Origin of the sequence: Parabacteroides sp. HGS0025, assembly GCF_000969845.1 — a bacterium.
GTDB lineage: Bacteria > Bacteroidota > Bacteroidia > Bacteroidales > Tannerellaceae > Parabacteroides > Parabacteroides gordonii.
Genome location: NZ_KQ033902.1, coordinates 3609697 through 3633565, shown reverse-complemented (window position 1 = coordinate 3633565; position 23869 = coordinate 3609697). Strand labels below are relative to the sequence as shown.

The 23869-nt window shown below is 41.0% G+C and carries 15 protein-coding genes; 9 read left to right on the top strand and 6 right to left on the bottom strand.

Going from position 1 to position 23869, the window contains the following annotated elements:
* Positions 1 to 30: 30 nt before the first annotated feature.
* Complete coding sequence (metF, locus tag HMPREF1212_RS14210; protein ID WP_046149800.1) at positions 31 to 981, bottom strand: methylenetetrahydrofolate reductase [NAD(P)H]; 951 nt, start codon at positions 979 to 981, stop codon at positions 31 to 33.
* Between the two features lie 83 nt (positions 982 to 1064).
* On the opposite strand from metF, the gene HMPREF1212_RS14205 reads away from it, so the two are divergent.
* From HMPREF1212_RS14205 to nifJ, 3 genes are all read left to right on the top strand, one after another.
* The gene (locus HMPREF1212_RS14205) at positions 1065 to 2084 is read left to right on the top strand and encodes a branched-chain amino acid aminotransferase (RefSeq protein WP_028728656.1); all 1020 of its coding nucleotides are present in this window, start codon (positions 1065 to 1067) and stop codon (positions 2082 to 2084) included.
* 189 nt (positions 2085 to 2273) lie between these two features.
* A complete protein-coding gene (locus HMPREF1212_RS14200) occupies positions 2274 to 3452 on the top strand; it encodes an ATP-binding protein (protein ID WP_028728655.1) in 1179 nt (392 codons plus the stop codon).
* A gap of 33 nt (positions 3453 to 3485) precedes the next feature.
* A complete protein-coding gene (nifJ, locus tag HMPREF1212_RS14195; protein WP_046149799.1) occupies positions 3486 to 7049 on the top strand; it encodes a pyruvate:ferredoxin (flavodoxin) oxidoreductase in 3564 nt (1187 codons plus the stop codon).
* 102 nt (positions 7050 to 7151) lie between these two features.
* Here nifJ and HMPREF1212_RS14190 read toward each other — a convergent pair whose 3' ends face one another.
* Complete coding sequence (locus tag HMPREF1212_RS14190; protein ID WP_028728653.1) at positions 7152 to 8186, bottom strand: aldo/keto reductase; 1035 nt, start codon at positions 8184 to 8186, stop codon at positions 7152 to 7154.
* Between the two features lie 107 nt (positions 8187 to 8293).
* On the opposite strand from HMPREF1212_RS14190, the gene HMPREF1212_RS14185 reads away from it, so the two are divergent.
* From HMPREF1212_RS14185 to HMPREF1212_RS14175, 4 genes are all read left to right on the top strand, one after another.
* Complete coding sequence (locus HMPREF1212_RS14185) at positions 8294 to 9070, top strand: Cof-type HAD-IIB family hydrolase (protein ID WP_028728652.1); 777 nt, start codon at positions 8294 to 8296, stop codon at positions 9068 to 9070.
* 31 nt (positions 9071 to 9101) lie between these two features.
* On the top strand, positions 9102 to 9641 hold the full coding sequence (locus HMPREF1212_RS14180; protein WP_028728651.1) for a beta-class carbonic anhydrase: 540 nt from the start codon (positions 9102 to 9104) through the stop codon (positions 9639 to 9641).
* A 194-nt stretch (positions 9642 to 9835) separates the two neighbouring features.
* Positions 9836 to 9994 (top strand): hypothetical protein, encoded by a 159-nt coding sequence (locus HMPREF1212_RS27175; RefSeq protein ID WP_007658304.1) that lies wholly within the window; start codon positions 9836 to 9838, stop codon positions 9992 to 9994.
* 215 nt (positions 9995 to 10209) lie between these two features.
* On the top strand, positions 10210 to 11208 hold the full coding sequence (locus tag HMPREF1212_RS14175; protein WP_046149798.1) for a M28 family metallopeptidase: 999 nt from the start codon (positions 10210 to 10212) through the stop codon (positions 11206 to 11208).
* A gap of 116 nt (positions 11209 to 11324) precedes the next feature.
* Here HMPREF1212_RS14175 and HMPREF1212_RS14170 read toward each other — a convergent pair whose 3' ends face one another.
* From HMPREF1212_RS14170 to HMPREF1212_RS14155, 4 genes are all read right to left on the bottom strand, one after another.
* Positions 11325 to 11996: a hypothetical protein gene (locus tag HMPREF1212_RS14170; RefSeq protein ID WP_046149797.1), complete on the bottom strand. Its 672-nt coding sequence runs from the start codon at positions 11994 to 11996 to the stop codon at positions 11325 to 11327.
* 10 nt (positions 11997 to 12006) lie between these two features.
* The gene (locus HMPREF1212_RS14165; RefSeq protein ID WP_028726858.1) at positions 12007 to 12549 is read right to left on the bottom strand and encodes an FKBP-type peptidyl-prolyl cis-trans isomerase; all 543 of its coding nucleotides are present in this window, start codon (positions 12547 to 12549) and stop codon (positions 12007 to 12009) included.
* Between the two features lie 107 nt (positions 12550 to 12656).
* Positions 12657 to 14429: a SusD/RagB family nutrient-binding outer membrane lipoprotein gene (locus tag HMPREF1212_RS14160; RefSeq protein WP_046149796.1), complete on the bottom strand. Its 1773-nt coding sequence runs from the start codon at positions 14427 to 14429 to the stop codon at positions 12657 to 12659.
* A gap of 15 nt (positions 14430 to 14444) precedes the next feature.
* Positions 14445 to 17807 carry a SusC/RagA family TonB-linked outer membrane protein gene (locus tag HMPREF1212_RS14155; protein WP_046149795.1) on the bottom strand — a complete coding sequence of 1121 codons (3363 nt, stop codon included), beginning with the start codon at positions 17805 to 17807 and terminating at the stop codon, positions 14445 to 14447.
* Between the two features lie 695 nt (positions 17808 to 18502).
* Between HMPREF1212_RS14155 and HMPREF1212_RS14150 the strand changes: the two genes are divergently transcribed.
* Positions 18503 to 21943, top strand: coding sequence for a SusC/RagA family TonB-linked outer membrane protein (locus HMPREF1212_RS14150; RefSeq protein ID WP_046149794.1), 3441 nt, complete (start codon positions 18503 to 18505; stop codon positions 21941 to 21943).
* Between the two features lie 30 nt (positions 21944 to 21973).
* Complete coding sequence (locus HMPREF1212_RS14145) at positions 21974 to 23842, top strand: SusD/RagB family nutrient-binding outer membrane lipoprotein (RefSeq protein ID WP_046149793.1); 1869 nt, start codon at positions 21974 to 21976, stop codon at positions 23840 to 23842.
* The last annotated feature ends 27 nt before the right edge of the window (positions 23843 to 23869 follow it).

Genomic DNA, 23869 nt, shown 5'->3' with positions numbered 1-23869 from the left:
CGTTTTTACTGTTTCTTTCCTTTTTATATTTTAATAAATTTCTTTTGCCACCTTATAAACGCTATCCGTAGCCATCATAGTGTAAAAATGCAAGCTCGGAACGCCATGAGCGACCAAGTCTTTGCATTGCTGGATACACCATTCCACACCGACTGCTTTTACCTCGTCATCATTTTTACATTTGCGAAGTTCGGTTGCAAACGGTTCGGGTATGTCGGAGCGGAATATCTTCGGTAATACCGTCAATTGGTTTTTGAATACGACCGGCTTAATACCCGGAATGATCGGTACGGTGATACCTTCCGCACGGCAACGGTCTACAAATGAATAATATTTTTCGTTATCGAAGAACATTTGGGTAACCAGGTAATCAGCTCCGTTTTTTACTTTCTCTTTCAGGTAGAAGATATCGGAATCCATGTTCGGAGCCTCTTCGTGCTTTTCCGGATAACAAGCCATTCCGTAAGAGAACGGCGTTTCATTGGCTTCAAAAGTTGATCCGTCCACTGCTATTCCTTTATTGAAATTGTTAACTTGCTCCTGTAAGTCTGTGGCATGTTCGTGATACATTTCTGTATTTTGTCCGGCTTCCAATGTCTTTACATCTCCACGAAGTAAAAGCAGGTCGTAAACACCCAGAAAGTTAAGGTCGATCAGCGCATATTCCGTTTCATCTTTTGTAAACCCCTTACATATAATATGCGGTACAGCCGGAATGCCATACTTATTCTGGATAGCGGAAGCAATGGCAACCGATCCCGGACGTTTCCGGATATTTACCTTCTGGAAACTACCATCGGGAAGTGTCTTATAGATGTATTCGCTGTGATGGGAGGTTATATTAATGTATTTAGGATCGAACTCTTTCAATTTATCAATCACATTGTACACTTTCTGTATGCTGTTCCCTTTCAGGGGCGGAAGTATTTCAAATGAGAAAGCAGTCGCTTTACTGCCGTTTATCAAATCAATGACTTTCATATTTTAATTATTTTTGCTGCAAAAGTAACAATTATCATCCGAAATAGCTTACTTTTGCGTTCATAATCTAATTACGACAAGATATGGAAAATATTAATTGGTCTGATCTGGCATTCGGTTATATGAAGACAGACTACAATGTACGGTGTTACTATCGTGATGGTAAATGGGGTGAGTTGGAAGTAAGTTCTTCTGAGATCATCAATATTCATATGGCAGCAACTTGTCTGCATTACGGACAAGAATCGTTTGAAGGTCTGAAGGCTTTCAGAGGGAAAGACGGAAAGATCCGCGTGTTCCGTATGGATGAAAACGGCAAGCGTATGCAGGCTTCCAGCCGTGGTATCAAGATGGCCGAACTTCCTCTTGAAAGATTTGAAGAAGCTGTTCGCAAGGTCGTAAAACTGAATGAACGTTTTGTTCCGCCTTACGAAAGCGGTGCAGCTCTTTATATCCGTCCGTTGATGATCGGTCTGGGTGCACAAGTTGGTGTTAAGCCGGCTCCCGAATATATGTTCATGATCTTTGTAACTCCGGTAGGCCCTTATTTCAAAGGAGGCTTCCAGCCGTCAAAGGTTTGTATCATGCGCGAATATGACCGTGCAGCACCTCAGGGAACCGGTACGATCAAAGTGGGTGGTAACTATGCAGCCAGTCTCGTTGCCGGTGAAAAAGCAAAAGAACAGGGATATGCAGCTGTTTTGTATTTAGATCCGAAAGAAAAGAAATATCTGGACGAATGTGGCCCGGCTAACTTCTTCGGTATTCGTGGAAACAGTTACATCACTCCGCAATCCCATTCAATCCTGCCTTCTATTACAAACAAGAGCTTGCAGCAGTTGGCTGAAGATATGGGGCTGACGGTTGAGCGTCGTCCTGTTCCGGTGGAAGAGATCGCTACTTTTGATGAAGCGGCAGAATGCGGTACAGCAGCTGTAATCGCTCCAATCTCACAGATCGATGATTTGGATATCAATAAATCGTATGTGATAGCCAAAGACGGTAAACCCGGATCTGTTTGCGAGAAATTGTATAACAAATTGCGTGGTATCCAATACGGTGACGAACCTGATACATACGGTTGGGTCAGCATTATTGATTAATCAGATATAAGGAACGTTGACAGTTAACGGCTGCAAACGAAATAAAACCGTTAACTGCCAACTCCAATTTCTCAAACGTCAATACGCTTTGCCAACTTTGGATTGTCAACTGAAAATAAAATTGCTATGTCGGTATTGCAAAGTTGAGGATAATTTCTATCTTTGTGGCCTATATAGTAAGACAGTGAGGTGGAAGCATTCTTTAAAACACATAAATACCTTGTAGAACATTTGCATGCGCCGGTGCGCAGAGGGCTGATGGATGAGATTAACTGGGGCGACCGGTTGATCGGAATCAAAGGTTCCCGCGGAGTGGGTAAAACCACTTTTTTACTGGATTATGCCCGCGAATACTTTGGTGCTGATAATAAAGAGTGCCTGTATATAAATCTGAATCATTTTTATTTTACGGAACGTACGTTAGTCGATTTTGCTGCTGAATTCAGAGCAAAAGGAGGGAAGGTTCTGTTGATTGACCAGGTGTTCAAATATTCCGGATGGTCAAAGGAATTACGCTATTGTTATGATAATTTTGAAGATCTGAAGATCATCTTTTCCGGTTCGTCCGTTATGCGGTTGAAAGAGGAAAATCCTGATCTGTCGGGTAAAGTCGTTTCATACAATCTGCGTGGTTTTTCATTCCGTGAGTTTCTGAATCTGATGTCCGGAAATAGTTTTCCTGCCTATACGTTTGATGAAGTGATTGAGAACCACCAGGAGATTGCGAAAGGTATTTGTTCGGTTGCAAAACCAATGGCTTATTTTCAGGATTACCTGCATCATGGTTTTTATCCTTTCTTTCTGGAGAAACGGAATTTTTCCGAGAACCTGTTGAAGACAATGAATATGATGCTGGAGGTGGATGTCCTTTACATTAAGCAAATCGAACAGAGCTATCTTCCGAAACTCCGTAAATTACTGTATCTGCTGGCTATCAGCGCACCTTGTACGCCTAATGTCAGCCAGTTGAGTAAAGATATTGAAACATCACGGGCGACAGTGATGAATTACATTAAATATCTGACCGATGCCCGTTTGATGAATATGCTGTATCCGGTAGGCGAATCGTTTCCGAAAAAACCATCTACCGTATATATGTATAATTCGAATCTGATGTACCCCATTCGCCCTATGGAGGTAAATGTGCAAGCGGTGCGCGAATCTTTTTTCTATAACCAGCTTTTGAAAGACAATAAACTGAACGAAGGAATAAAGAACGCACACTTTCTGGTTAATGAAAAGTATAATTTCAGGATAGAGGAAAGTATGAAAGTGAAAAACAATCCCGATTTATACTACGCTGTAGACAAGGTTGAAGTAGGTGATGGCAACATGATCCCGCTTTGGCTTTTTGGCTTTTTATACTAAGAAATTATTTTTAAATACTAATAGTAAGAGTCTATGACAAAACAGAAGAAATTTTTGACCTGTGATGGTAATCAGGCTGCTGCTCATATTTCATATATGTTCAGCGAAGTAGCCGCTATTTACCCCATCACTCCGTCGTCTACTATGGCAGAATATGTAGACGAATGGGCTGCCGCCGGACGTAAAAACATTTTCGGTGAAACAGTTTTGGTACAGGAAATGCAATCAGAAGGTGGTGCTGCGGGTGCAGTTCACGGATCTTTGCAGGCCGGTGCCCTGACTTCAACTTACACAGCTTCTCAGGGATTGTTGCTGATGATCCCTAACATGTACAAGATTGCCGGTGAGTTGCTTCCTTGCGTATTCCATGTATCTGCCCGTACACTGGCATCTCATGCTTTGTGTATCTTCGGTGATCATCAGGATGTTATGTCTGCCCGTCAGACAGGTTTCGCAATGTTGGCAGAAGGTTCTGTTCAGGAAGTTATGGACTTGTCCGGTGTGGCTCACCTGGCTACTATCAAGTCTCGCGTTCCTTTCGTGAACTTCTTCGACGGTTTCCGTACATCACACGAAATCCAGAAGATCGAAGCATTGGAAAATGACGATCTGGCTCCGCTGATCGACCAGAAAGCGCTGGCTGAATTCCGTGCACGTGCATTGAATCCGGAAAAACCGGAAGCTCGTGGTATGGCTGAAAACCCGGATCACTTCTTCCAGCACAGAGAATCTTCTAACAAATACTATGATGCAGTGCCTGCTATCGTAGAAGAATATATGAACGAAATCTCCAAGATCACAGGCCGTAAGTATGGTTTGTTCGATTATTACGGAGCAGAAGATGCAGAACGCGTAATTATTGCAATGGGTTCTGTAACGGAAGCAGCCCGTGAAGCAATCGACTACCTGACAGCTCAGGGTGAAAAGGTTGGTTTGGTTTCTGTTCACTTGTATCGTCCGTTCTCTGCAAAGCACTTCCTGGCTGCTGTTCCTAAGACTGCAAAACGTATCGCAGTTCTTGACAGAACAAAAGAACCGGGTGCAACAGGCGAACCGTTGTATCTGGATGTTAAAGACTGCTACTACGGAACGGAAAATGCTCCGGTTATCGTAGGTGGCCGTTATGGTTTGGGTTCTAAGGATACTACTCCTGCTCAGATCCTTTCAGTTTACGAAAACCTGGCATTACCGATGCCGAAGAACCAGTTCACACTGGGTATCGTAGACGATGTTACATTCACTTCTCTGCCTCAGAAAGAAGAAATCGCTTTGGGTGGCGAAGGTATGTTCGAAGCTAAGTTCTACGGATTAGGTGCTGACGGTACGGTTGGTGCTAACAAGAACTCTGTAAAGATCATCGGTGACAACACAAACAAATATTGCCAGGCATATTTTTCTTACGACTCTAAGAAGTCTGGTGGTTTCACTTGTTCTCACCTGCGTTTCGGTGATCATCCGATCCGTTCTACTTATTTGGTAAATACTCCGAATTTCGTTGCTTGCCACGTTCAGGCTTACCTGCGTATGTACGACGTAACCCGCGGTTTGCGTGAAAACGGTACATTCCTGCTGAACACTGTATGGAACGGTGAAGAGTTGGCTAAACACCTGCCGAACAAAGTAAAACGTTATTTCGCTCAGAAAAATATTACAGTTTACTATATTAATGCAACACAGATTGCATTGGAAATTGGTTTGGGCAACCGTACTAATACTATCCTTCAGTCTGCATTCTTCCGTATTACAGGTGTAATTCCTGTAGACCTGGCTATTGAACAGATGAAGAAATTCATCGTAAAGTCTTACGGTAAGAAAGGTGAAGATGTAGTTAATAAGAACTATGCAGCCGTTGATCGCGGTGGTGAATATACTCAACTGACAATTGATCCGAGCTGGGCTAACCTGCCGGATGATGAGGCTGTAGCAAACAACGATCCTGCTTTCATCAATGAAGTAGTTCGTCCTATCAATGCTCAGGATGGCGACCTGTTGAAGGTTTCTGCATTCGAAGGCATTGAAGACGGTACATGGCATCAGGGAACTGCCAAATACGAAAAACGTGGTGTAGCTGCCTTCGTTCCTGTTTGGGAAGCAGACAACTGTATCCAGTGTAACAAGTGTGCTTATGTTTGTCCTCACGCTTCTATCCGTCCGTTCGTATTGGATACGACAGAACAGGCTAGTGCTCCTTTCAGCGACTCATTGAAAGCTACAGGAAAGCAGTTTGACGGAATGCAGTTCCGTATTCAGGTAGACGTTCTCGACTGTCTGGGTTGTGGTAACTGTGCCGATGTTTGTCCGGGTAATCCGAAGAAGGGTGGTAAAGCACTGAAGATGGCTGCTCTGGAAACTCAGTTGGCTGAAGCTCCTAAGTGGGACTATTGCGTTGAAAAGGTTTCAAGCAAACAACACTTGGTAGACGTTAAAGCTAACGTGAAGAATTCTCAGTTCGCTACTCCGTTGTTTGAGTTCTCAGGTGCTTGCTCCGGTTGTGGTGAAACTCCGTATGTGAAGTTGGTAACTCAGTTGTTCGGTGACCGTGAAATGGTAGCTAACGCAACAGGTTGTTCTTCTATCTATTCCGGTTCAGTACCTTCAACTCCGTATACTACAAACGATAAGGGACAGGGTCCTGCTTGGGCTAACTCATTGTTTGAAGACTTCTGCGAATTCGGTTTGGGTATGGAATTGGCTAACGAAAAGATGCGTGCCCGCCTGACAAATGCGATGAACGCAATTATCGCAGCCGACAACGCACCTGCTGAAGCTAAGGAAGTACTTAAAGCTTGGGTTGAAAACCAGAACGATGCCGACAAGACAAAAGAACTGGCTCCTCAGGTATTGGCTATTGCTGAAGAAGGTATCACTCACGGCTGTCCGCTCAGCGCACAGATCAAGGAACTTTCTCACTTCCTGGTGAAACGTTCACAGTGGATCATCGGTGGTGACGGTGCTTCTTATGATATCGGTTACGGTGGTTTGGATCATGTGATCGCTTCCGGTAAGAATGTTAACATTCTGGTTCTGGATACTGAAGTGTATTCAAATACAGGAGGTCAGTCTTCTAAGGCTACTCCGGTAGGTGCAATCGCTAAGTTTGCTGCTTCAGGTAAGAGAATCCGTAAAAAAGACCTGGGTCTGATGGCTACTACTTACGGTTACGTATATGTGGCTCAGATCGCAATGGGTGCTGACCAGGCTCAGACATTGAAGGCTATCCGTGAAGCTGAAGCTTATGACGGTCCTTCATTGATCATCGCTTACTCACCCTGTATCAACCACGGTTTGAGAAAAGGTATGGGTAAGAGCCAGCAGGAAGAAGCGGATGCAGTTGCATGTGGTTACTGGCACCTGTGGCGTTACAACCCGGCATTGGAAGAAGAAGGAAAGAATCCGTTCACTTTGGATAGCAAAGAACCGGATTGGGCTAAATTCCAGGACTTCCTGAAAGGTGAGGTTCGTTTCTCTTCTCTGGCTAAACAGTTCCCGGCTGAAGCTGACGAATTGTTCAAAGCTGCCGAAAGCAACGCTAAGTGGAGACTTAATAACTACAAGCGTCTGGCTAAACAGCAGTGGGGTGTTGAAGAAGAAGCATAATGGTTTGATATGCAATATAGGGTAGAGAAAAACTTTACCCTTATAAAATAAAAGCGGAGATTCTACTCGGATCTCCGCTTTTTCATTCTTAATCTATTTCCTCTAAAACTGAAGCTGTGCGTTTAGAAATGGAAATTGTGCCTGATGCCAATATGGATAGATAGAAGTAACCTGACTCACATCATCCAGGCGCTTTATCTGCTCCGGTGTTAAATTCCATCCGACAGCTTCCAGGTTTTGTTTTAATTGCTCTTCCGTACTTGCTCCGATAATAAGGCTGGAAACGGTCGGGCGTTGCAATAACCAGTTTAATGCACATTGTGCTATACTATGTCCTGTCTCTGCTGCCACCTCTTCCAATACATCCATTATATTATACAGACGTTCGTATGAAGTCGCTTCATCCGGGATCGGGCTTCCGCCACGTGCTACACGTCCATCCGCAGGAATAGGATTGTTACGTCTGTATTTACCTCCCAAACGGCCTGCTGATAATGGACTCCAGATGATAGAACCTACTTTCTGGTCGATACCGAGCGGCATCAATTCCCATTCATATTCCCTGTTAAGCAAAGAATAATGAACCTGGTGCGCCACATAACGACTCCAGCCATACCGTTCGGAAACAGATAATGCTTTCATCAGATGCCAGCCGGAGAAATTGGAACAGGCGATATATCGTACCTTACCCGCTGTGATTAAGTCGTCCAAAGCACGGAGTGTTTCTTCTACAGGCGTGTTTGCATCAAATCCATGCATGTGATATATATCGATATGATCGGTATTCAGTCTTTTCAGACTAGCCTCGCAAGCATTGATCAAGTGGAAGCGGGAAGAGCCCATTGCATTGCGGCTTTCCGGATTCAGATTGAATGTAGCTTTTGTCGAAATAAGTAGTTTATTCCGAAGTCCTTCCATTGCTTTTCCTAAGATTTCTTCTGATAATCCGCCGGAATAAACGTCTGCCGTATCAAATAAGTTTACACCGGCATCCAGGCACATGTTTATCATTCGTCTGGCTTCCTCTACCTGGGTATGTCCCCATCCTTCGAAACCATTTGTCCCTCCAAAAGTAGCAGTACCTAAACAGAGTACGGGAACATACAGTCCCGAACCACCTAATTGTCTATATTCCATAACTCACCTATTAAATTGTTATTAAGATAGCATCTACAAATGTATATAAAAATTGCATGTGTTTATTTATTCTTATCTTTGTATCAAATTTAGGTTATAAGAAAAGTATGATTAAGGCAGTTTTTTTCGATATCGACGGAACATTGGTCAGTTTTAAAACGCACGAAGTCCCCCAATCCACCATTGAAGCATTGGATCTCTTACGGAAGAAAGGTATTAAAGTCTTTATTGCTACAGGGCGCCATTACACCTCCATTAATAATCTGGGCGATTTAAAGTTTGACGGATATGTGACTTTAAATGGCGGTTATTGTTTCGCAGGGGAAGATAAAGTGATCTATAAACACAGTATTCCTGATAGGGATATCGAGGCCCTGATCCGTTATATGGAAACCGAAGAGTCTTTCCCTTGTGCTTTCGTACAGGAAAAGGAAATCTTTATGAATTATAAAGATGAAACGGTGGAGGAGATATTCAATATGCTTAATTTTCCGGAGCCGCCTATCCGTCCTATGGATGAAATACGTGGGAAGACGGCTTATCAGCTGGTTTCCTTTTTTACAGCCGAACAGGAAAAAAAGATTATGACCATACTGTCCAATTGTGAATCCACCCGCTGGAATCCTTTATTTACAGATGTAGTACCCGCCGGAAGCAGCAAGCGGGTAGGGATTGATAAAATGCTGGAATACTTCAGAATACCATTGAATGAATGTATGGCTTTTGGTGATGGGGGCAACGATGTAGCTATGCTTCAACATGCCGGGATTGGGGTCGCTATGGGAAATGCGGAAGACGATGTGAAGCAGTATGCGGATTATATCACGGATTCTGTTGATGAAGATGGAATTTTCAAAGCCTTGAAACATTTGAACATTATTTGATCAGCTTTGTTATAACTATAAAAGCAAGCTCATGATTGACGAATTACTAGTATTTAATAAAGAGTTCGTAAAGAACAAAGGATATGAGAAGTTTATAACGAATAAGTATCCGGACAAGAAAATTGCCATTGTATCCTGTATGGATACTCGTCTGACAGAGTTACTTCCTGCCGCGTTAGGTATTAAGAATGGCGATGTGAAAGTTATCAAAAATGCAGGTGCAGTGATCTCGCATCCGTTTGGTAGTGTAATCCGAAGTTTGTTGGTTGCCATTTATGATCTGGGGGTAACCGAGATTATGATCATCGGACATTCGGATTGCGGTGCACAGCATATGGATAGCGAAGAGATGATTGAGGCAATGAAGAAACGAGGTATTCCGGCAGATCGTATTGATATGATACGTTACTGCGGAGTCGATTTTAAAGAGTGGTTGCATGGTTTTGATTCGTCAGAAGGTTCTGTAAGGAATACCGTAAACCAAGTTTGTAACCATCCGTTGATTCCGTCCGATGTTAGTGTCCGGGGCTTCGTAATCAACTCGGTTACAGGTGAATTGACAGCTGTTTAGTAGGCTGTTTATCTTATAAAAAAACTATTTCTATAGATTAAATAAATATAAACATAGAAATATTTTATATGTTTTATAGCATAGTTTTAAAGAAAGTGCTTATCTTTGCACTGTAAACAAAAAGAAGAGACGAGAGTTTAGGTTAAATTATTAATGAGTCTTCCAAGCGTGGGAGACATAAAAATGTAAAGATTATGATGACAAGTAGAAATGAAGAAAATCTTCGTACTTTAGCGATGTTGCGTTATCAGGCTGATCGTTACCAGTCAATGAGAAATGGTACAATGAGTCAGCGAGTAAATGCTGAAATCCGCCGCCTGTTGGAAGAAATGGGCGCTAACGCAAAAAATTAAGTAAAAAGAAAGTATATTATTTTGATGTATTCTCTTCACCAGGGTCTTTTATAAAGACTGGTGAGAGATAATGGATGGGCATTCGACGCTGATAGAACAGCGAAGATTAGCCTTTTTTTATTTTCTATCCCTTACAAATCTTAGATTAATCTTTTATCTTTGTGACCGGAAGCTGAAACTAATTATTCCAATAATTTGTAAAACACAATCATACGATGAAGAGAACAGGATTATTTGTAGCATCCCTTATGCTATCTACTACCCTTTTGGCACAGTCGCCGGTCGAGAAAGGATTAGGCGTGATCAATAAAGAAAATGCAGAAGCTTATATCGGCTTTTTAGCCAGTGATGAACTGGAAGGACGTGAGGCTGGATTTCAGGGTGGCCGTATTGCTGCGGAGTATATTGTATCCAATTTGAAAACAATGGGTATCGCTCCTTTGAATGAATCTTATTATCAGCCTTTTGAGGCTTATAATAAAGAAAGGCAGAAGAGAGGTCGTTTCCAGGTTCATCCGGATTCGATTGCTCAATTGAAGCAAGGTGTACATCAGAAACTGTCGATGCGTAATATCCTGGGTAAGATAGAAGGTAAAAATCCGAATGAATTTGTTATTATCGGTGCCCATTACGATCATCTAGGATTCGATCCTATGTTGGAAGGCGATCAGATCTATAACGGAGCAGACGATAATGCATCGGGTGTATCTGCCGTACTTCAGGTAGCAAAAGCTTTTCTGGCTTCCGGTGAGCAACCGGAGCGTACTGTAATCTTTGCATTCTGGGATGGAGAAGAAAAGGGATTATTAGGATCTGAATATTTTGTACAAAACTGTTCTTTCCTGAAAGATATAAAAGGATATTTGAATTATGATATGATCGGTCGTAACTCGAATGAAGCAGTTCCTGAACAGGTTGACTATTTCTATACGGAAGCCAATAAGGCTTTCGGTGACTGGCTGAAGAATGACATCAAGAAATACAATCTGAATCTGAAACCGATCTATCATGCCTGGGATAAACCGGTAGGAGGGAGCGATAACGGAACATTTGCGAAACGCGATATACCAATTATCTGGTATCACACCAATGGCCATCCGGATTACCATATGCCGAGCGACCACGTAGAAAAGATCAATTGGAATAAGATTGTCGATATAACAAAAGCCTCTTTCCTGAATATGTGGAATCTGGCGAATGAGAAGAAGTATTAATTGATTATTTAACAAAGAGGTTATTCCTTATAAGCGAAATAACCTCTTTGTTTTTATTTTTAATCACAAATACTTGTAATGGGGGATTAGAATTTATGTAATGATCGCTTTCTGACTTAAAAGTTTTGGCAAATAATTATAAGTTTAGCAACTTGCCATGGATCATCAAAATTAATGGACTGGTCTTTCGCTAGTTGACGGATAGCTTTCCGGCGAGTGTCAGGATAGAGTTTTAAGAATGATTTAAGGTTACTGAAAGATACTTGCTGTCCATTCAAGATGATCCAGTATGTATTTTGAATATCTCTTTTATACACACTATTATCTGGATTGCTTAACCCTTTATTTAGCATCCAATCCATGTCTACTGAAGCTTGGCCTCCAGCTTGAGATACTACTCCCATCGCACTTCGTTTACCTTTATAGTAAAACCTCACTTTCCAATCAACCAGTAAAGTCTCCTCTCCAACCGAAATACACTCTAGAAAACGACACCCTTCATGAGCCGGAACAAATTTCCGATCTTGGATATAAAGAGTATCAACATTCGATGTGTTATACATCATTTGGTATTTATTGGCTGCCTTAAAATATAGCTCCTGTGTTTGGCAGTTGTAATTAAATTGAGTTACTATACAACGTTCATCAGTTAGCAAAATTTTCCCATTAGTAAACCGGTCAAACAAGAAAATATTCGTTGGAGTTTTTTTCGTCTCCTGCGCTCCCAAGACGAGAGGAAGACAGGACAAAAGAAAATTCACCGTCAAAAAGAAATACAAGACTTTCATCCTATAATGATTAGTCAAAACTTTTTACAGTGAAAGTAAACTGCAACGTTGAGCATAACGGAATATATGGATTGGGATAATTTCGATCTCCATATCCTAACTGATAAGGGATTATAGCTTCCACTCTTTCCCCTTTACGAATTTCCGGCAAAAGAGTAGCCAGGCCTTTAATCAGATTAGGGCTATCCAGATCTAAAGTCTGATCTATCGGATTACCATCTTTGTTACCTACAATAACCGTTTGGGAAACAGGGAGTATTCCCAACATGGAAACTTTTACATCAGAATCTATCTTAGGGAAAGAATCTATTTGGCTCGTTTCCAGTATACGATACAAAAGCGTATCATCATCCACAACCAATCGTTGATACAGTAATTGACCATCATCCTCTACATCTTCCTTTTTTTCCTGAAAATATTTCTGATTATCGGCAATCCATATTTTCTCCTCTTCCGTATGAGCCGGTATCGTCTTTTCATCGTCATCACTACAAGCCGGTAAGCCGACCATCATCACCATTATCCAACACAGGATCACATTAATTGATTTCATTATTACTTATTTTGTTAAGTTATACACTAGATTTATATAGTGAATAAAGGCTGTCGAAAAAGTTTCTCGACAGCCTTTGCGGTTATGTAGCATTAAGCTAATGTTTATTACAATGCATTACCATTATGGTTCTCAGCAGCAGTGGTACGGGTTGTCCACCATACCGGAGTATCATATGTATTCTTATGAGCTACTTTTGCAAAGTTTTCGCCATTGTTAGTCAACTCGCTGGACGGATAGAACATACGTTCTTGGAATACAACGTTAGGAGTAGCAACAAATGGCAGTTCACCATCAAAGTCTTTTACCAATCGACGAGCTTCATTGTAAATCTCATACGGATTCATGATGTTCATATGGCAGAACTTCTGGTCGAAAATGAATTTCAGTTTATCCTTTGTTGAAGCTAGACCTGCAAACTTGTTAGCTGCCAGTTCTTCATAATCAGCCAAATGATCTTCATCCAACTCCGGAGCTTTAGCCTTTGCCTGAACGTACAGAATACTCGGCAGAGAAGATTCGTTATAGCTCATTGTTTTATTAACATTGTAATAAAAACGAGTAGAAGCATCGATTGCTTTCTTGATACATTGTTTAACATCAATACTACCGAATTCACCCGGCCAACGTACAGCTGCTTCTACCAATAACAGGTTTGTTTCTGTTGATCCCATTACCGGAAACTTCATATCAAAATTGAAATAAGTACGACGATTGTACATTGCCGGAATACGTTCTGGATTCCATGTATTAGTAACCACATCATTAAAATTATACATGTCAGTCAATTCTTGTGTTGTATAATATTTAGGAAGTTCCGCTTCTGCTTCTTCTATAGTTAACGGCAAGCCTATATAACGTCCGTGGATATCTGGCTGGAACATAGCATACAAACGTGGATCAAAATCGTGACGAGTAATACCGTTTTCATCACCTGGTTGATATTCATAATTCATGATATCATTAATGATTGTAGCCGGTGCACCAGATTCGTATCCGCGTTCATCAACACCACGGAAGAAAGTCAATTCGAATGCATGCGTTTTATCCTGTTCTTCAAAACCTAGATCATGCGAATATTCGGTCAACATACGGTTTTCTGCAACCAACTCCTTGATCGTTGAAACGGCTACATCTGGTTTTGCATGACATAGACGCATTGCCATACGTAAACGCAAAGAATTAGCCATACGAATCCATTTGTCCAAATCACCGTTACACAGAAGATCTACAGATGAGAATTTCGACTTTTCTGCTTCTGTATGGAATTGATATGCACTTAAATCTTTTGCTGCACTTTTCAGAGTTTCCATGATACTCGTGTAAATCTCTTCCTGTGTATCATATTTAGGATAGAACAATTCCTGAAAAGCACCACCAGCTTCCGAATAAGGCATATCGTCGTACAAGTCTGTTGCACGCTGGAACGCATAAGACCGGATAATATCACTACAAAGCATATACACTTTGTTCTGTTCCTGTTCTTCTTCTGTCATGTCGGCATACAACAATTTCATACCACTGAGTTCCTTGCTGTAATTTGTACAAGTTTGTGTGAATATAAATTCGTTAAACGGAGTACCCGACCAGCCATCCCAAGGACGAACAATCGTATTGTTTTGGGTTCTGTCCAAATATAATGGACTGACACCTAATCCCAGCATCTTACCAAAACCTCTCATATAGTGATAAGTTGCACCATAATCGTATCGGAACAGGTGTCCTTTTGTCTGGGCAGAAGCAAACAGCAAGCTGAAATCAGCTTCCGTTAATTTATCCGGATTATAAAATTTTTCATCCAGTGTGTCACACGACACCATCGCTCCGGTTACGGCAACACCTAAAGCCAAGCTGGTTATATATTTTTTTATTGTATTCATATTCTGTTATCTAATTTAGAATGAAACATTAAGACCTAAACCAAAGCTGCGAACACCCGGGATGCTGGTAGCCTCTGTAAAGGAGTTAGTACCTTGCGTAGATTCCGGTGTTACATTCGGAATAGCCTTGTAGATGTAGCACAAGTTGTTAGCAAAGGCATTGATACGTGCACTTTGAATCTTGAACTTTGACAGGAAGCTTTTCGGTAAATTGTAGTTAAATGACAAGGAGCGTAAAGCTATATAATCACTTTTATAAATTTGATCTTCACTCAAATCCATACCACCCTGCCAATATAACTGACTATAGTATTGTTCAGCAGTGATCAGTTTTTCATTTGTCTTTCCATCACTAGTAACACCTGGAGTGATCACACCATCATGTAAGATGAACGGATAGAATGAATCTGCAGGAACGGCTGCCGAATGGCTATCTAACTTGATTCTCTCACCAGCTGTATTTACATAATATGGTAGACCGCCACGAGCTTCATCGCGATACTTCAATGATTCAACACCGGAACCGTTACCCAACAAATACATATTTGTCTGCGAAATCATGGTTGCACCGAACTGGAAGTCGAATACAGCGCTCAATGAAAAGTCTTTATATGAAAGACTCGTTGTAAGACCGCCGACTACATCCGGTGTAATCTTACCTACTTTGATCATCTGTGTTTTGTCAAAATCCCAAACACCGGTTCCTTGATTAACAATGCGATTACCATTTTCGTCACGCTGATACGGATAAATATAGATTTCACCGTATTCACCGTTAGGAATGCTTCGAACAGAGGCACCTGTAGCACCCCACATATCCAACTGGTTAATACCTTTACCCAACTTCTTTACTTTTGTTGAATAATTAGCCAAATTGAATCCCACTTCCCAAGTCCAGTCTCTAGTCATGATCGGCTTTGTATTCAGAGAAAATTCAATACCGCTCTGGGCGATATCACCCGCATTCATACGAACCTCTGTCAAACCGGAAGAAGAAGGCACTGTCAACTTCGTAATCTGGTCATAAGTATTATTATGGAAGAAAGAGAAATCTACACCGATACGATTGCCTGGTAAAAATGCACCCTCCAAACCGATTTCATATTCACGCTTACGTTCAGGTTTCAAGTTAGGAACCGGGAATCCTCCATTAGCAGAAGCAAAGTCTGCCGGTGGCAAATGATCCGGTAAAGACATGGTCGGTTGTCCGCCATAAGCTCCTAATGAAAAGTCTACGTTCCCATAATAACGGGGACCTGGACGACCTACGTCGGCCCAAGAAGCACGTACTTTACCGAAATTTAAACTCGGGATCTCAAATGCTTCTGTAAAAATCCATGACAAGCTGGCACCCGGATAGAAATAATGGTTATTTTCTGGAGGAAGGATAGAGGACCAGTCGTTACGAGCCTGGATTTCCAAATAAACCTGATTGGCATAGGCCAATTGAGCAGAAGCAAATACGCTCAACAGCAGGTCATTGCCACGAGAGCGACTGGAACGTGGTCCGAAATCTTCTCGGGTATTACTCAAAGAGAACCAGTTTTCAAGAGCGAATGTTTCCGCTACGTATTGTTCCTGATAATCTTCTTTATTATACTTTACAGCACCACCGACCATCGCTGACAAATCCCAGACTTCATTGAATGTCTGATTATAGTTGAAAGAAGACTGGCCGTACATAATCATGTTACGTTTGCTTGCAACCTGATACCAGCCTTGCTTATTCTCGTAAGACAAAGGTTTGCTGACATGCTGTTTAATCTCCTGATCTGCTACAGTCCAGTCAATACCACCCAGTGTATTCCAGGAGAACTTATCATTGAATTTGACATCAACGTTCAACGATTGAATCAAGTGATTACGGTCATAGTCATTTGAATTGCGCAACTGTGACCAATAATAACCAGCAATATAATTTGTGTAAGGAGCCATCTGTGTAACAGATTGGTTCATACTGAAATAATTGTAACCTTCATCTGTCAGATACGTGTCTTTGATCAAGTTGACATCCTGTTCGCGTGGAAAACCATACGTTGCAAAACTTTGCATGGCATACGGAGCATTATGATCTTTCGTATTTGAGAAGTTGGTGTTCATCTTCACCTTAATCCAGTCGTTTGCTTTCAGATCCGCAGCAAAACTGAATGAATGGGCTTTGTTGTCGGCACCATAAGAGATTGCATTGTAATCACGGTAGTTATACGATAAACGGAATGAACCTAAATCACCGCCATTACTCAATGCAAAATTCACATTAGTCTGACCACCTGTGCGGTACAAATCCCTTTGATTATTTTTCTGTGCAGAATAAGAACGATACTGTCCATCCCACCATAACAACTGGCGACCATCCAAGCGCGGACCGAAATTATATTGGGAACCTCTCCACAATGACTCAACTGGCTGTCCTGTATTCGGGTCAGTCATAGTATAGAAACCGTCTTTAGAGATTTCTTTCAAAGCAGCAGTACCAGCACTCGAACCAGTACCGAATTCATTCTGCAACTCAGGTAAGTATGCAGCTACATTCCAGGAATGGTTGATCCCGAAATCAATGCCTAAGCCTTTTTTACCACCGGTTTTAGTTGTAATCAACATAACACCGTTAGCACCTTCCGAACCGTATAGTACGGCAGCTTTAGCACCTTTTAGAATTTCGATGGAAGCAATATCTTCCGGATTGATGTCATTTAGACCTGTACCATGGTCACCACCGGTACGGCTATTACCAGACTGTCCGGTATTTTCATCATGAATAGGAATTCCATCCACAACAATCAACGGACGGGTAGAAGAGTCTTCGGTCAAAGAAATAGCATTACGAACCTTAATGTTCATACCACCGGAAGGACCTGAAGCAGTAGATTGCAACTGTAAACCAGATGTTTTACCATACAGAGCCTGCATAGCATTCATCGGCGTACCGGCTTCTGTTAGCTCTTCACCTTTTACACTACTTACAGAATAACCTAACGCTTTCTTTTCGCGTTTAATACCCAAAGCTGTTACAACGACCTCATCCAATTTTTGAGCGTCTTCAGCCATTTTTACTTTTAAATTCGGTTGACCTGTATATTTGATTTCTTGGGTGGAATACCCGATAAAAGAAATTTGAATAACGTCACCGCTTTTTACTCCTTCCAATGTGAAATTACCGTCCATGTCGGTAATCGATCCATTAGTTGTTCCTTTCACTACAACAGATGCTCCGGCTACAGGACCGAATTCATCTTCTACTGTTCCCGTCACTTTCCCGTTTTGCTGGGAAATGCTAGTACTTGGCATTGCAATAGCCGTATCCGCAAACACATACCCAGGGAATCCCAAAGTACCGGCTAATAGCAATAAGCCTACAGGCTTAAAGTTTTTCAACATAATTGATGGTTTTTATTGAACATAAAATAGACATTGCTTTGGCGAAACAATGGTCTTTCCTAATTCTCTTTGGATATAATTTTCAGCAATTATTTAGTACTAGGCATTTTTTTAGTTGGCGTTTAGCCATAGTTCTAAAAGAACTCTGTACATTTTATATCCGCGACAAATATATGAAATAATTATTACTCAGTGTTATTTTTTGTCAAAAAAATATCAGGCGATTTCGTTTTTAACACATTGGCTAACAATAATCAATCGATATTAAGTTAAATCAACGTTTGAATCTTAAAGGATATGTTAAATTGCCTTACATTATTTATTGTGTTTATTTTACTTCTACTTTTTTATTAACATCTCTAAAGCTTCTACTTTTAACTAGAATAACGCCCAAAAAGTACTTATCTCAATTCACTCGCTTTATTTGTTAAATACTATTTCATCAGCCGTTTAGATTTGGCATAAACGGCTAGTAATAAGTAGCATATGTATTTTTACACGATGGCGAATTAGCGTTTATAAACATAATATTTACTTAGAAAAATCCACCTTAGTTCTTTTAGAACTAAAAGCTATTAAAAACGCCATTTCACGTAGGCTTTAATCCTAAAGGGCTCTAAATTTAGTATCAAAATGAATTTAGAAGTGCTTATAACGCCAAAAATAACACTTCTTCAATTTTAAAACCATCAATTATGTTGAAAAACTTTAAACCAGTTAGCTTTATTTTGCTTGTTGGCGCATTGTGTTTACCGAAAGGCATGTATGCAGAATTAGTACCAGCCAAGCAAAGTACAAGTGTTTCCCAGCAAAACGGGAAGGTCACAGGTACAGTTGAAGATGATTTCGGCCCTGTTGCCGGAGCATCTGTCGTAGTGAAAGGAACAACCAATGGTAATATTACCGACATGGACGGTAATTTCACATTGGAAGGTGTAAAGAGCGGAGATATCATACAGATATCTTTTATCGGTTACACTACTCAAGAGATTAAGTACACAGGACAGCCTGCTATTCAGGTTAAACTAACAGAAGACACACAAAAGCTGGATGAAGTAGTTGTAACAGCTTTAGGTATGAAGCGTGAATCGAAAGCTTTAGGTTATGCTGTGACAGAATTAAAGGGGGATGACATTAAAGTAGCTAATACTATTAGTCCGGTAGCCTCTCTGCAAGGAAAAGTAGCCGGTGTTGAAATTTCCAATTCAGATGGTGGTATGTTTGGTTCTACTAAAATCCAAATTCGTGGTGCCTCTACATTGAGCGGAAACAACCAGCCAATCTATGTTGTTGACGGAATTATTCTTGATAACAATGTCAGTAACGGAGAAGAAGCCGGTAATAGTGGGGACGAAGGGATTATTAAAGACTATGGAAATGAATTGAAAAACTTGAACCCGGATGATTTTGAATCTATCTCCGTGTTGAAGGGTGCAGCTGCAACAGCCTTATATGGTTCTCGAGGATTGAATGGTGCGGTGGTTATCACAACTAAAAGTGGTAAAGCCGGTAAAGGGCTGGGTATTAATTTTTCTCAGACTCTCGGCATAGACTACGTTTATAAACAACCGGATTTACAGAATATATATGGTGACGGTGCGCCTGCCGGCTATGTAACTTATGGTGATAAAGATGCAAACGGTAACTATTATCAGTTTGATACCATGAATCAATTTTACAGGAATGCGAATGGGGGACATGCTTTCTTGCAACCTGGAAACTGGGCTGGTAATGCCTGGGGACCTCGTTTCGACGGTAGCCCTATTGAAGGCTATGATCATGAAATGACAACATACAGTCCTGTTAAAAATAATTATAAAGATGCATATAACTTAGGCTTCAATACCAATACCAATGTATCTATATCAGGAGGAAATGAAAAGACAACATTCTATACTTCTTTATCTTATAAATATGCAGATGGTACATTGCCGAATAACTCATTCCAGCGTCTGTCTGCTTTAGCAAAAGCCAGTCATAAGATCACGGATAAAATAACAGTTGAAGCATCTATGAGTTTCGCTAACTCAATGCCGAAGAACTCCCCTTATGCGATCGGCCAATATTTCACCTCTAATATTTATTCATTCGATGATGGCTTCGGACGTTCATACGATTCAGACTATTATCGTCATAAATATAAAGGAGATCATGGTGGTTCGGCCAGCAATTCTTATGGAGACAAATATGGTTCAACACCGGCTCATAATTTATGGTTTAAGCTTTATGAAAACAATTATACTCAGAAAGAGACAAGTGTGCGTCCGACATTGAACGTTAGTGTGGATTTGTTGGACTGGTTGAAGTTTAAAGCTGAAGGTAATATGAACTATTACTATAAACGGGCAGAAAACAAAGAACTGGGTACCGGCTACGCTAATGAGGGCGGTAAATATGCTATGGACCAGTACACTAAAGAGCAGACAAACCTGAATGCCACATTTACTGGTGATAAGACTTTCGGTGATTTCAATGTACATGGATTCTTGCGTGGTGAATATTATAACACAATGGAGCAAAGTATGTCTGAAAATACGGAGGGCGGACTGACCGTTCCCGGACAGTTCTTTATCGGAAATAGTAAGAACCTGGCCAATTTCAGTGGAGAGCTAAAAGGTACCAAAAGAATGATGTCTGTCGCATTTCAAATAGGCGGTAGCTGGAAAAACCAACTCTTCCTGGACATAACCGGACGTAACGACTGGTCTTCGGCTTTGGTTTACACGAACAAAACAGGTAATTACTCTTATTTCTATCCGTCAATTTCAGGTTCATGGCTACTTAATGAAACATTCCGTGATAAGTTACCGGAGTGGATCACATTTGCCAAGATCCGCGGATCTTGGGCACAGGTAGGTAATGATACAAGTCCTTATTACATCAACCAGGGCTATACATTAAATAAGTGGCAGTTCTCTAATAGTTATATTTATGGTTTGGGTATCCCAAATAAAGCGTTGGAGTTGAACTTAAAACCGGAACGCAAAAATGCATGGGAAATTGGTATCGATTGGCGCTTTCTGGATAGCCGTATCGGAATTGATGCAACCTATTATAAAGAAAATACTAAAAACCAGATCATGGAGATTGCCGTACCGTCTGTATCCGGTATCAATAGTGAGCTGATCAATGCCGGTAATATTGAAAATAAGGGTGTTGAAGTAGCGTTGAATACTATTCCTTTCAAAAACAAGGACTGGGAATGGAGTTTGAATTTTACCTATACTAAAAACAGTAATAAAATCCTAGAATTACATCCGGATGTCGCTGATTATATTACATTGACTAATGGTGGCGGTGACTATGCTAATATCAAATCGGTAGCTAAAGTAGGAAAAGAATATGGAACATTGGTTTCAAGTCAACTCCCTAAGATTGATGAAGCTACCGGCAAAGAAGTGTTGGCTTACGACAAAACAAGACGTTATGCTTATGCTTTACGTGACGGAGAAGAAAAGGAAATAGGTTCTATCGTTCCTAACTTCCTCGGATCGGTATCAACCGGTGTTACCTGGAAAAATCTTTCGATAAATATATCGATGGATATGCGTTTCGGTGGATATATTGCTTCTTACGGTAGCCGTTATGGTGATGCTGTGGGTACAACTAAAAATTCCTTGAATTATCGTGATGCTGAACATGGCGGTATTACATGGACAAGCAAATTCGACGGATTAACTTATACGGATGGTTATGTTCCGGATGGTATATTCCCTTCAGGAACAGCGATCGAACAGGCAGATGGTTCTGTTTATACAGTAGGAGGTAGTGGAGAAACTTACCAATCATTATATGAAAAAGGACTTATCGAGCCGACTCATGCTTCAACATGGACATTACAAAGAAATGGCTGGGGAAAAGGTGTAGTAAATGACAGCTGGGTTAAAAAACTGAACTATATCGCATTGCGTGAAGTAAGCATCTTCTACCGTATGCCTTCTAATATAGCAAGTAAGATCGGAGCAAAATCTCTTAGCCTCGGACTTACCGGACGTAACCTGGGATATTTGTTGAACACAATGCCTAACCATGAAAATCCGGAATCTGTACGTGGTACAAAGACTACAGAATTCCGTTGCCCGTCTTTCTCGGCATTCACAGCTAATTATATGTTCAATATAAATGCAAGTTTCTAATGCTGTCACATTAATTTAATAACAAGAAATATGAAATATACATCATTACTAACTGCAACATTGATCGGTGCAACATTGTTTACAACAAGTTGCATAGACGACTTTGCAGATATAAACACCAATCCAAGTACAGTGAGTAAAGGGGAACTTTCCTATTTGTTTGCTCAGGGAGTACACGATTTTGAACCGGCCGATTATACATTCTGGTTTTATAACGGTAAATACTATGCACAATTTATACAGGCATTCGTTCCCACAGGTGGTAATACGGAATTGTACAACCGTATGGATCAGACAGGAGGACAAGGAAGTCAGAATTATAGCGTGTTGAAGATTGCTCGCGAAATGGACAAGGTAATGAACGACTTAGGCCCGGAGGAAGCTGCAAAATATCAATACGTACGTACATTGCTGGATCCGTTGATCGTTTATCTGGGGATGTTCGATACGGATGGCTATGGAGATATGCCGTTCTCGGAAGCTTGTATGGCCCCCTACACAAGTCCGATGTTGTTAACACCGAAGTACGATACAGTACAAGAGATGTATACGAATTGGTTGGAGATGTTGAACAATACAATCAATATTTTGACAACAACTCCTACTGTGGCACAAACATTCCCCGGCAGTCAGGATATGGTGTATGCCGGAGATATCGCCAAGTGGGCTAAACTGGCTAACTCTTTGAAACTGAAAATTGCAGTTCGCCTGCTTTCACAGGATAAAGCCAAGGCGATAGCTATTGCTGAAGAGGTTGCCAAAAGTCCGGCTGGTGTATTAAGCGGAACAGATGATGACTTTATTTTTAACAAAGGAATCACAGACTATCATTTCAATTCGGGTAATACAGTGAGTTTTGGAGCTCCTAAAAAAGAGGTAGCAGACTTCCTTATTAAGAACGAAGACCCTCGCGTACGTTTCTTCTATACCAAGAATCACTTCAACTCAAAAGTAGTACAAGCTTTCTATGATGCAGGAAAAGATGTTCCGGCTTACATCGAAGCAAATGTAAACTCTGAAATGGAGAATGGAAAGAAAGTGTTTAAAAGCTGGAAAGGCGCAGGTGAACCTTGGGTACGTTATTATGGTATACCTGCCGACATAGGTGCTGCTAACCAGACTGCTAAGTATGGTGACTATTTCGATGAGAACCGCTATAAACTGGTTGGTGCTTCTGCAGAAAAAACATTTACCCCTTATTCCATCTTCCAACAGGAAAACTGCCATGGAAACGTAACATATACTGTTCCTGTTGTTCCTGACGGTCCGGTTATCCAGGATAAGGAAAATCATGCATGGTATGGTTTCTATATGACTTCCGGTGAGGTTTATCTGTATTTGGCTGAGTTCAAATTGTTGGGTGCAAACCTGCCGTCCTCGGCGCAAGACTATTTCTCTAAAGGTGTTGAATATTCTGTAAAATCTTACGACCGTTGGGCCGGATTAAATCAGATCCCATATTATGGTACGACTTATGGATATGATCCTAATGAAGTCTCTATCGAGTTGAAAGATGGTGAAATAGAAACGATGCTGGCCAATCCGGACTATCAATTAACAGGCTCTAGGGAAGAACAGTTGGAGAAGGTTTATATACAGGAGTATATACATTTCATGTATCAGCCATCTGACCAGTTTGTTGCTGTACGCCGTTCGGGTATTCCTAAAGTCAGCAGTACATTAATCCCCTGGCAACTGCTGGGACCGAACACCGAAGTGCCCCGTCGATTGGAAATAGGTATACCAAGTAAAACAGATAAAATGTATGAGATCAAGATTGCGTCTCTGAAGTCTCAGAACTTTACAGGTGGAACCAGTCTTGAACCTTCTATCCTGAATCGTGAAAGAGTATGGCAGGATGCCGGTGCCCCTAATTATGGTGAAGGACCGAATTATTAATTGTAATCTGATTAAAAATCATTATAG

Bases quoted from the DNA above. Each gene is read 5' to 3' on its own strand.
- HMPREF1212_RS14190 (WP_028728653.1), bottom strand. From the start codon at position 8,186: ATGGAATATAGACAATTAGGTGGTTCGGGACTGTATGTTCCCGTACTC.
- HMPREF1212_RS14175 (WP_046149798.1), top strand. From the start codon at position 10,210: ATGAAGAGAACAGGATTATTTGTAGCATCCCTTATGCTATCTACTACC.
- HMPREF1212_RS14150 (WP_046149794.1), top strand. From the start codon at position 18,503: ATGTTGAAAAACTTTAAACCAGTTAGCTTTATTTTGCTTGTTGGCGCA.
- HMPREF1212_RS27175 (WP_007658304.1), top strand. From the start codon at position 9,836: ATGATGACAAGTAGAAATGAAGAAAATCTTCGTACTTTAGCGATGTTG.
- HMPREF1212_RS14165 (WP_028726858.1), bottom strand. From the start codon at position 12,549: ATGAAATCAATTAATGTGATCCTGTGTTGGATAATGGTGATGATGGTC.
- HMPREF1212_RS14170 (WP_046149797.1), bottom strand. From the start codon at position 11,996: ATGAAAGTCTTGTATTTCTTTTTGACGGTGAATTTTCTTTTGTCCTGT.
- nifJ (WP_046149799.1), top strand. From the start codon at position 3,486: ATGACAAAACAGAAGAAATTTTTGACCTGTGATGGTAATCAGGCTGCT.
- HMPREF1212_RS14205 (WP_028728656.1), top strand. From the start codon at position 1,065: ATGGAAAATATTAATTGGTCTGATCTGGCATTCGGTTATATGAAGACA.
- HMPREF1212_RS14185 (WP_028728652.1), top strand. From the start codon at position 8,294: ATGATTAAGGCAGTTTTTTTCGATATCGACGGAACATTGGTCAGTTTT.
- HMPREF1212_RS14155 (WP_046149795.1), bottom strand. From the start codon at position 17,807: ATGTTGAAAAACTTTAAGCCTGTAGGCTTATTGCTATTAGCCGGTACT.
- HMPREF1212_RS14160 (WP_046149796.1), bottom strand. From the start codon at position 14,429: ATGAATACAATAAAAAAATATATAACCAGCTTGGCTTTAGGTGTTGCC.
- HMPREF1212_RS14180 (WP_028728651.1), top strand. From the start codon at position 9,102: ATGATTGACGAATTACTAGTATTTAATAAAGAGTTCGTAAAGAACAAA.
- HMPREF1212_RS14145 (WP_046149793.1), top strand. From the start codon at position 21,974: ATGAAATATACATCATTACTAACTGCAACATTGATCGGTGCAACATTG.
- metF (WP_046149800.1), bottom strand. From the start codon at position 981: ATGAAAGTCATTGATTTGATAAACGGCAGTAAAGCGACTGCTTTCTCA.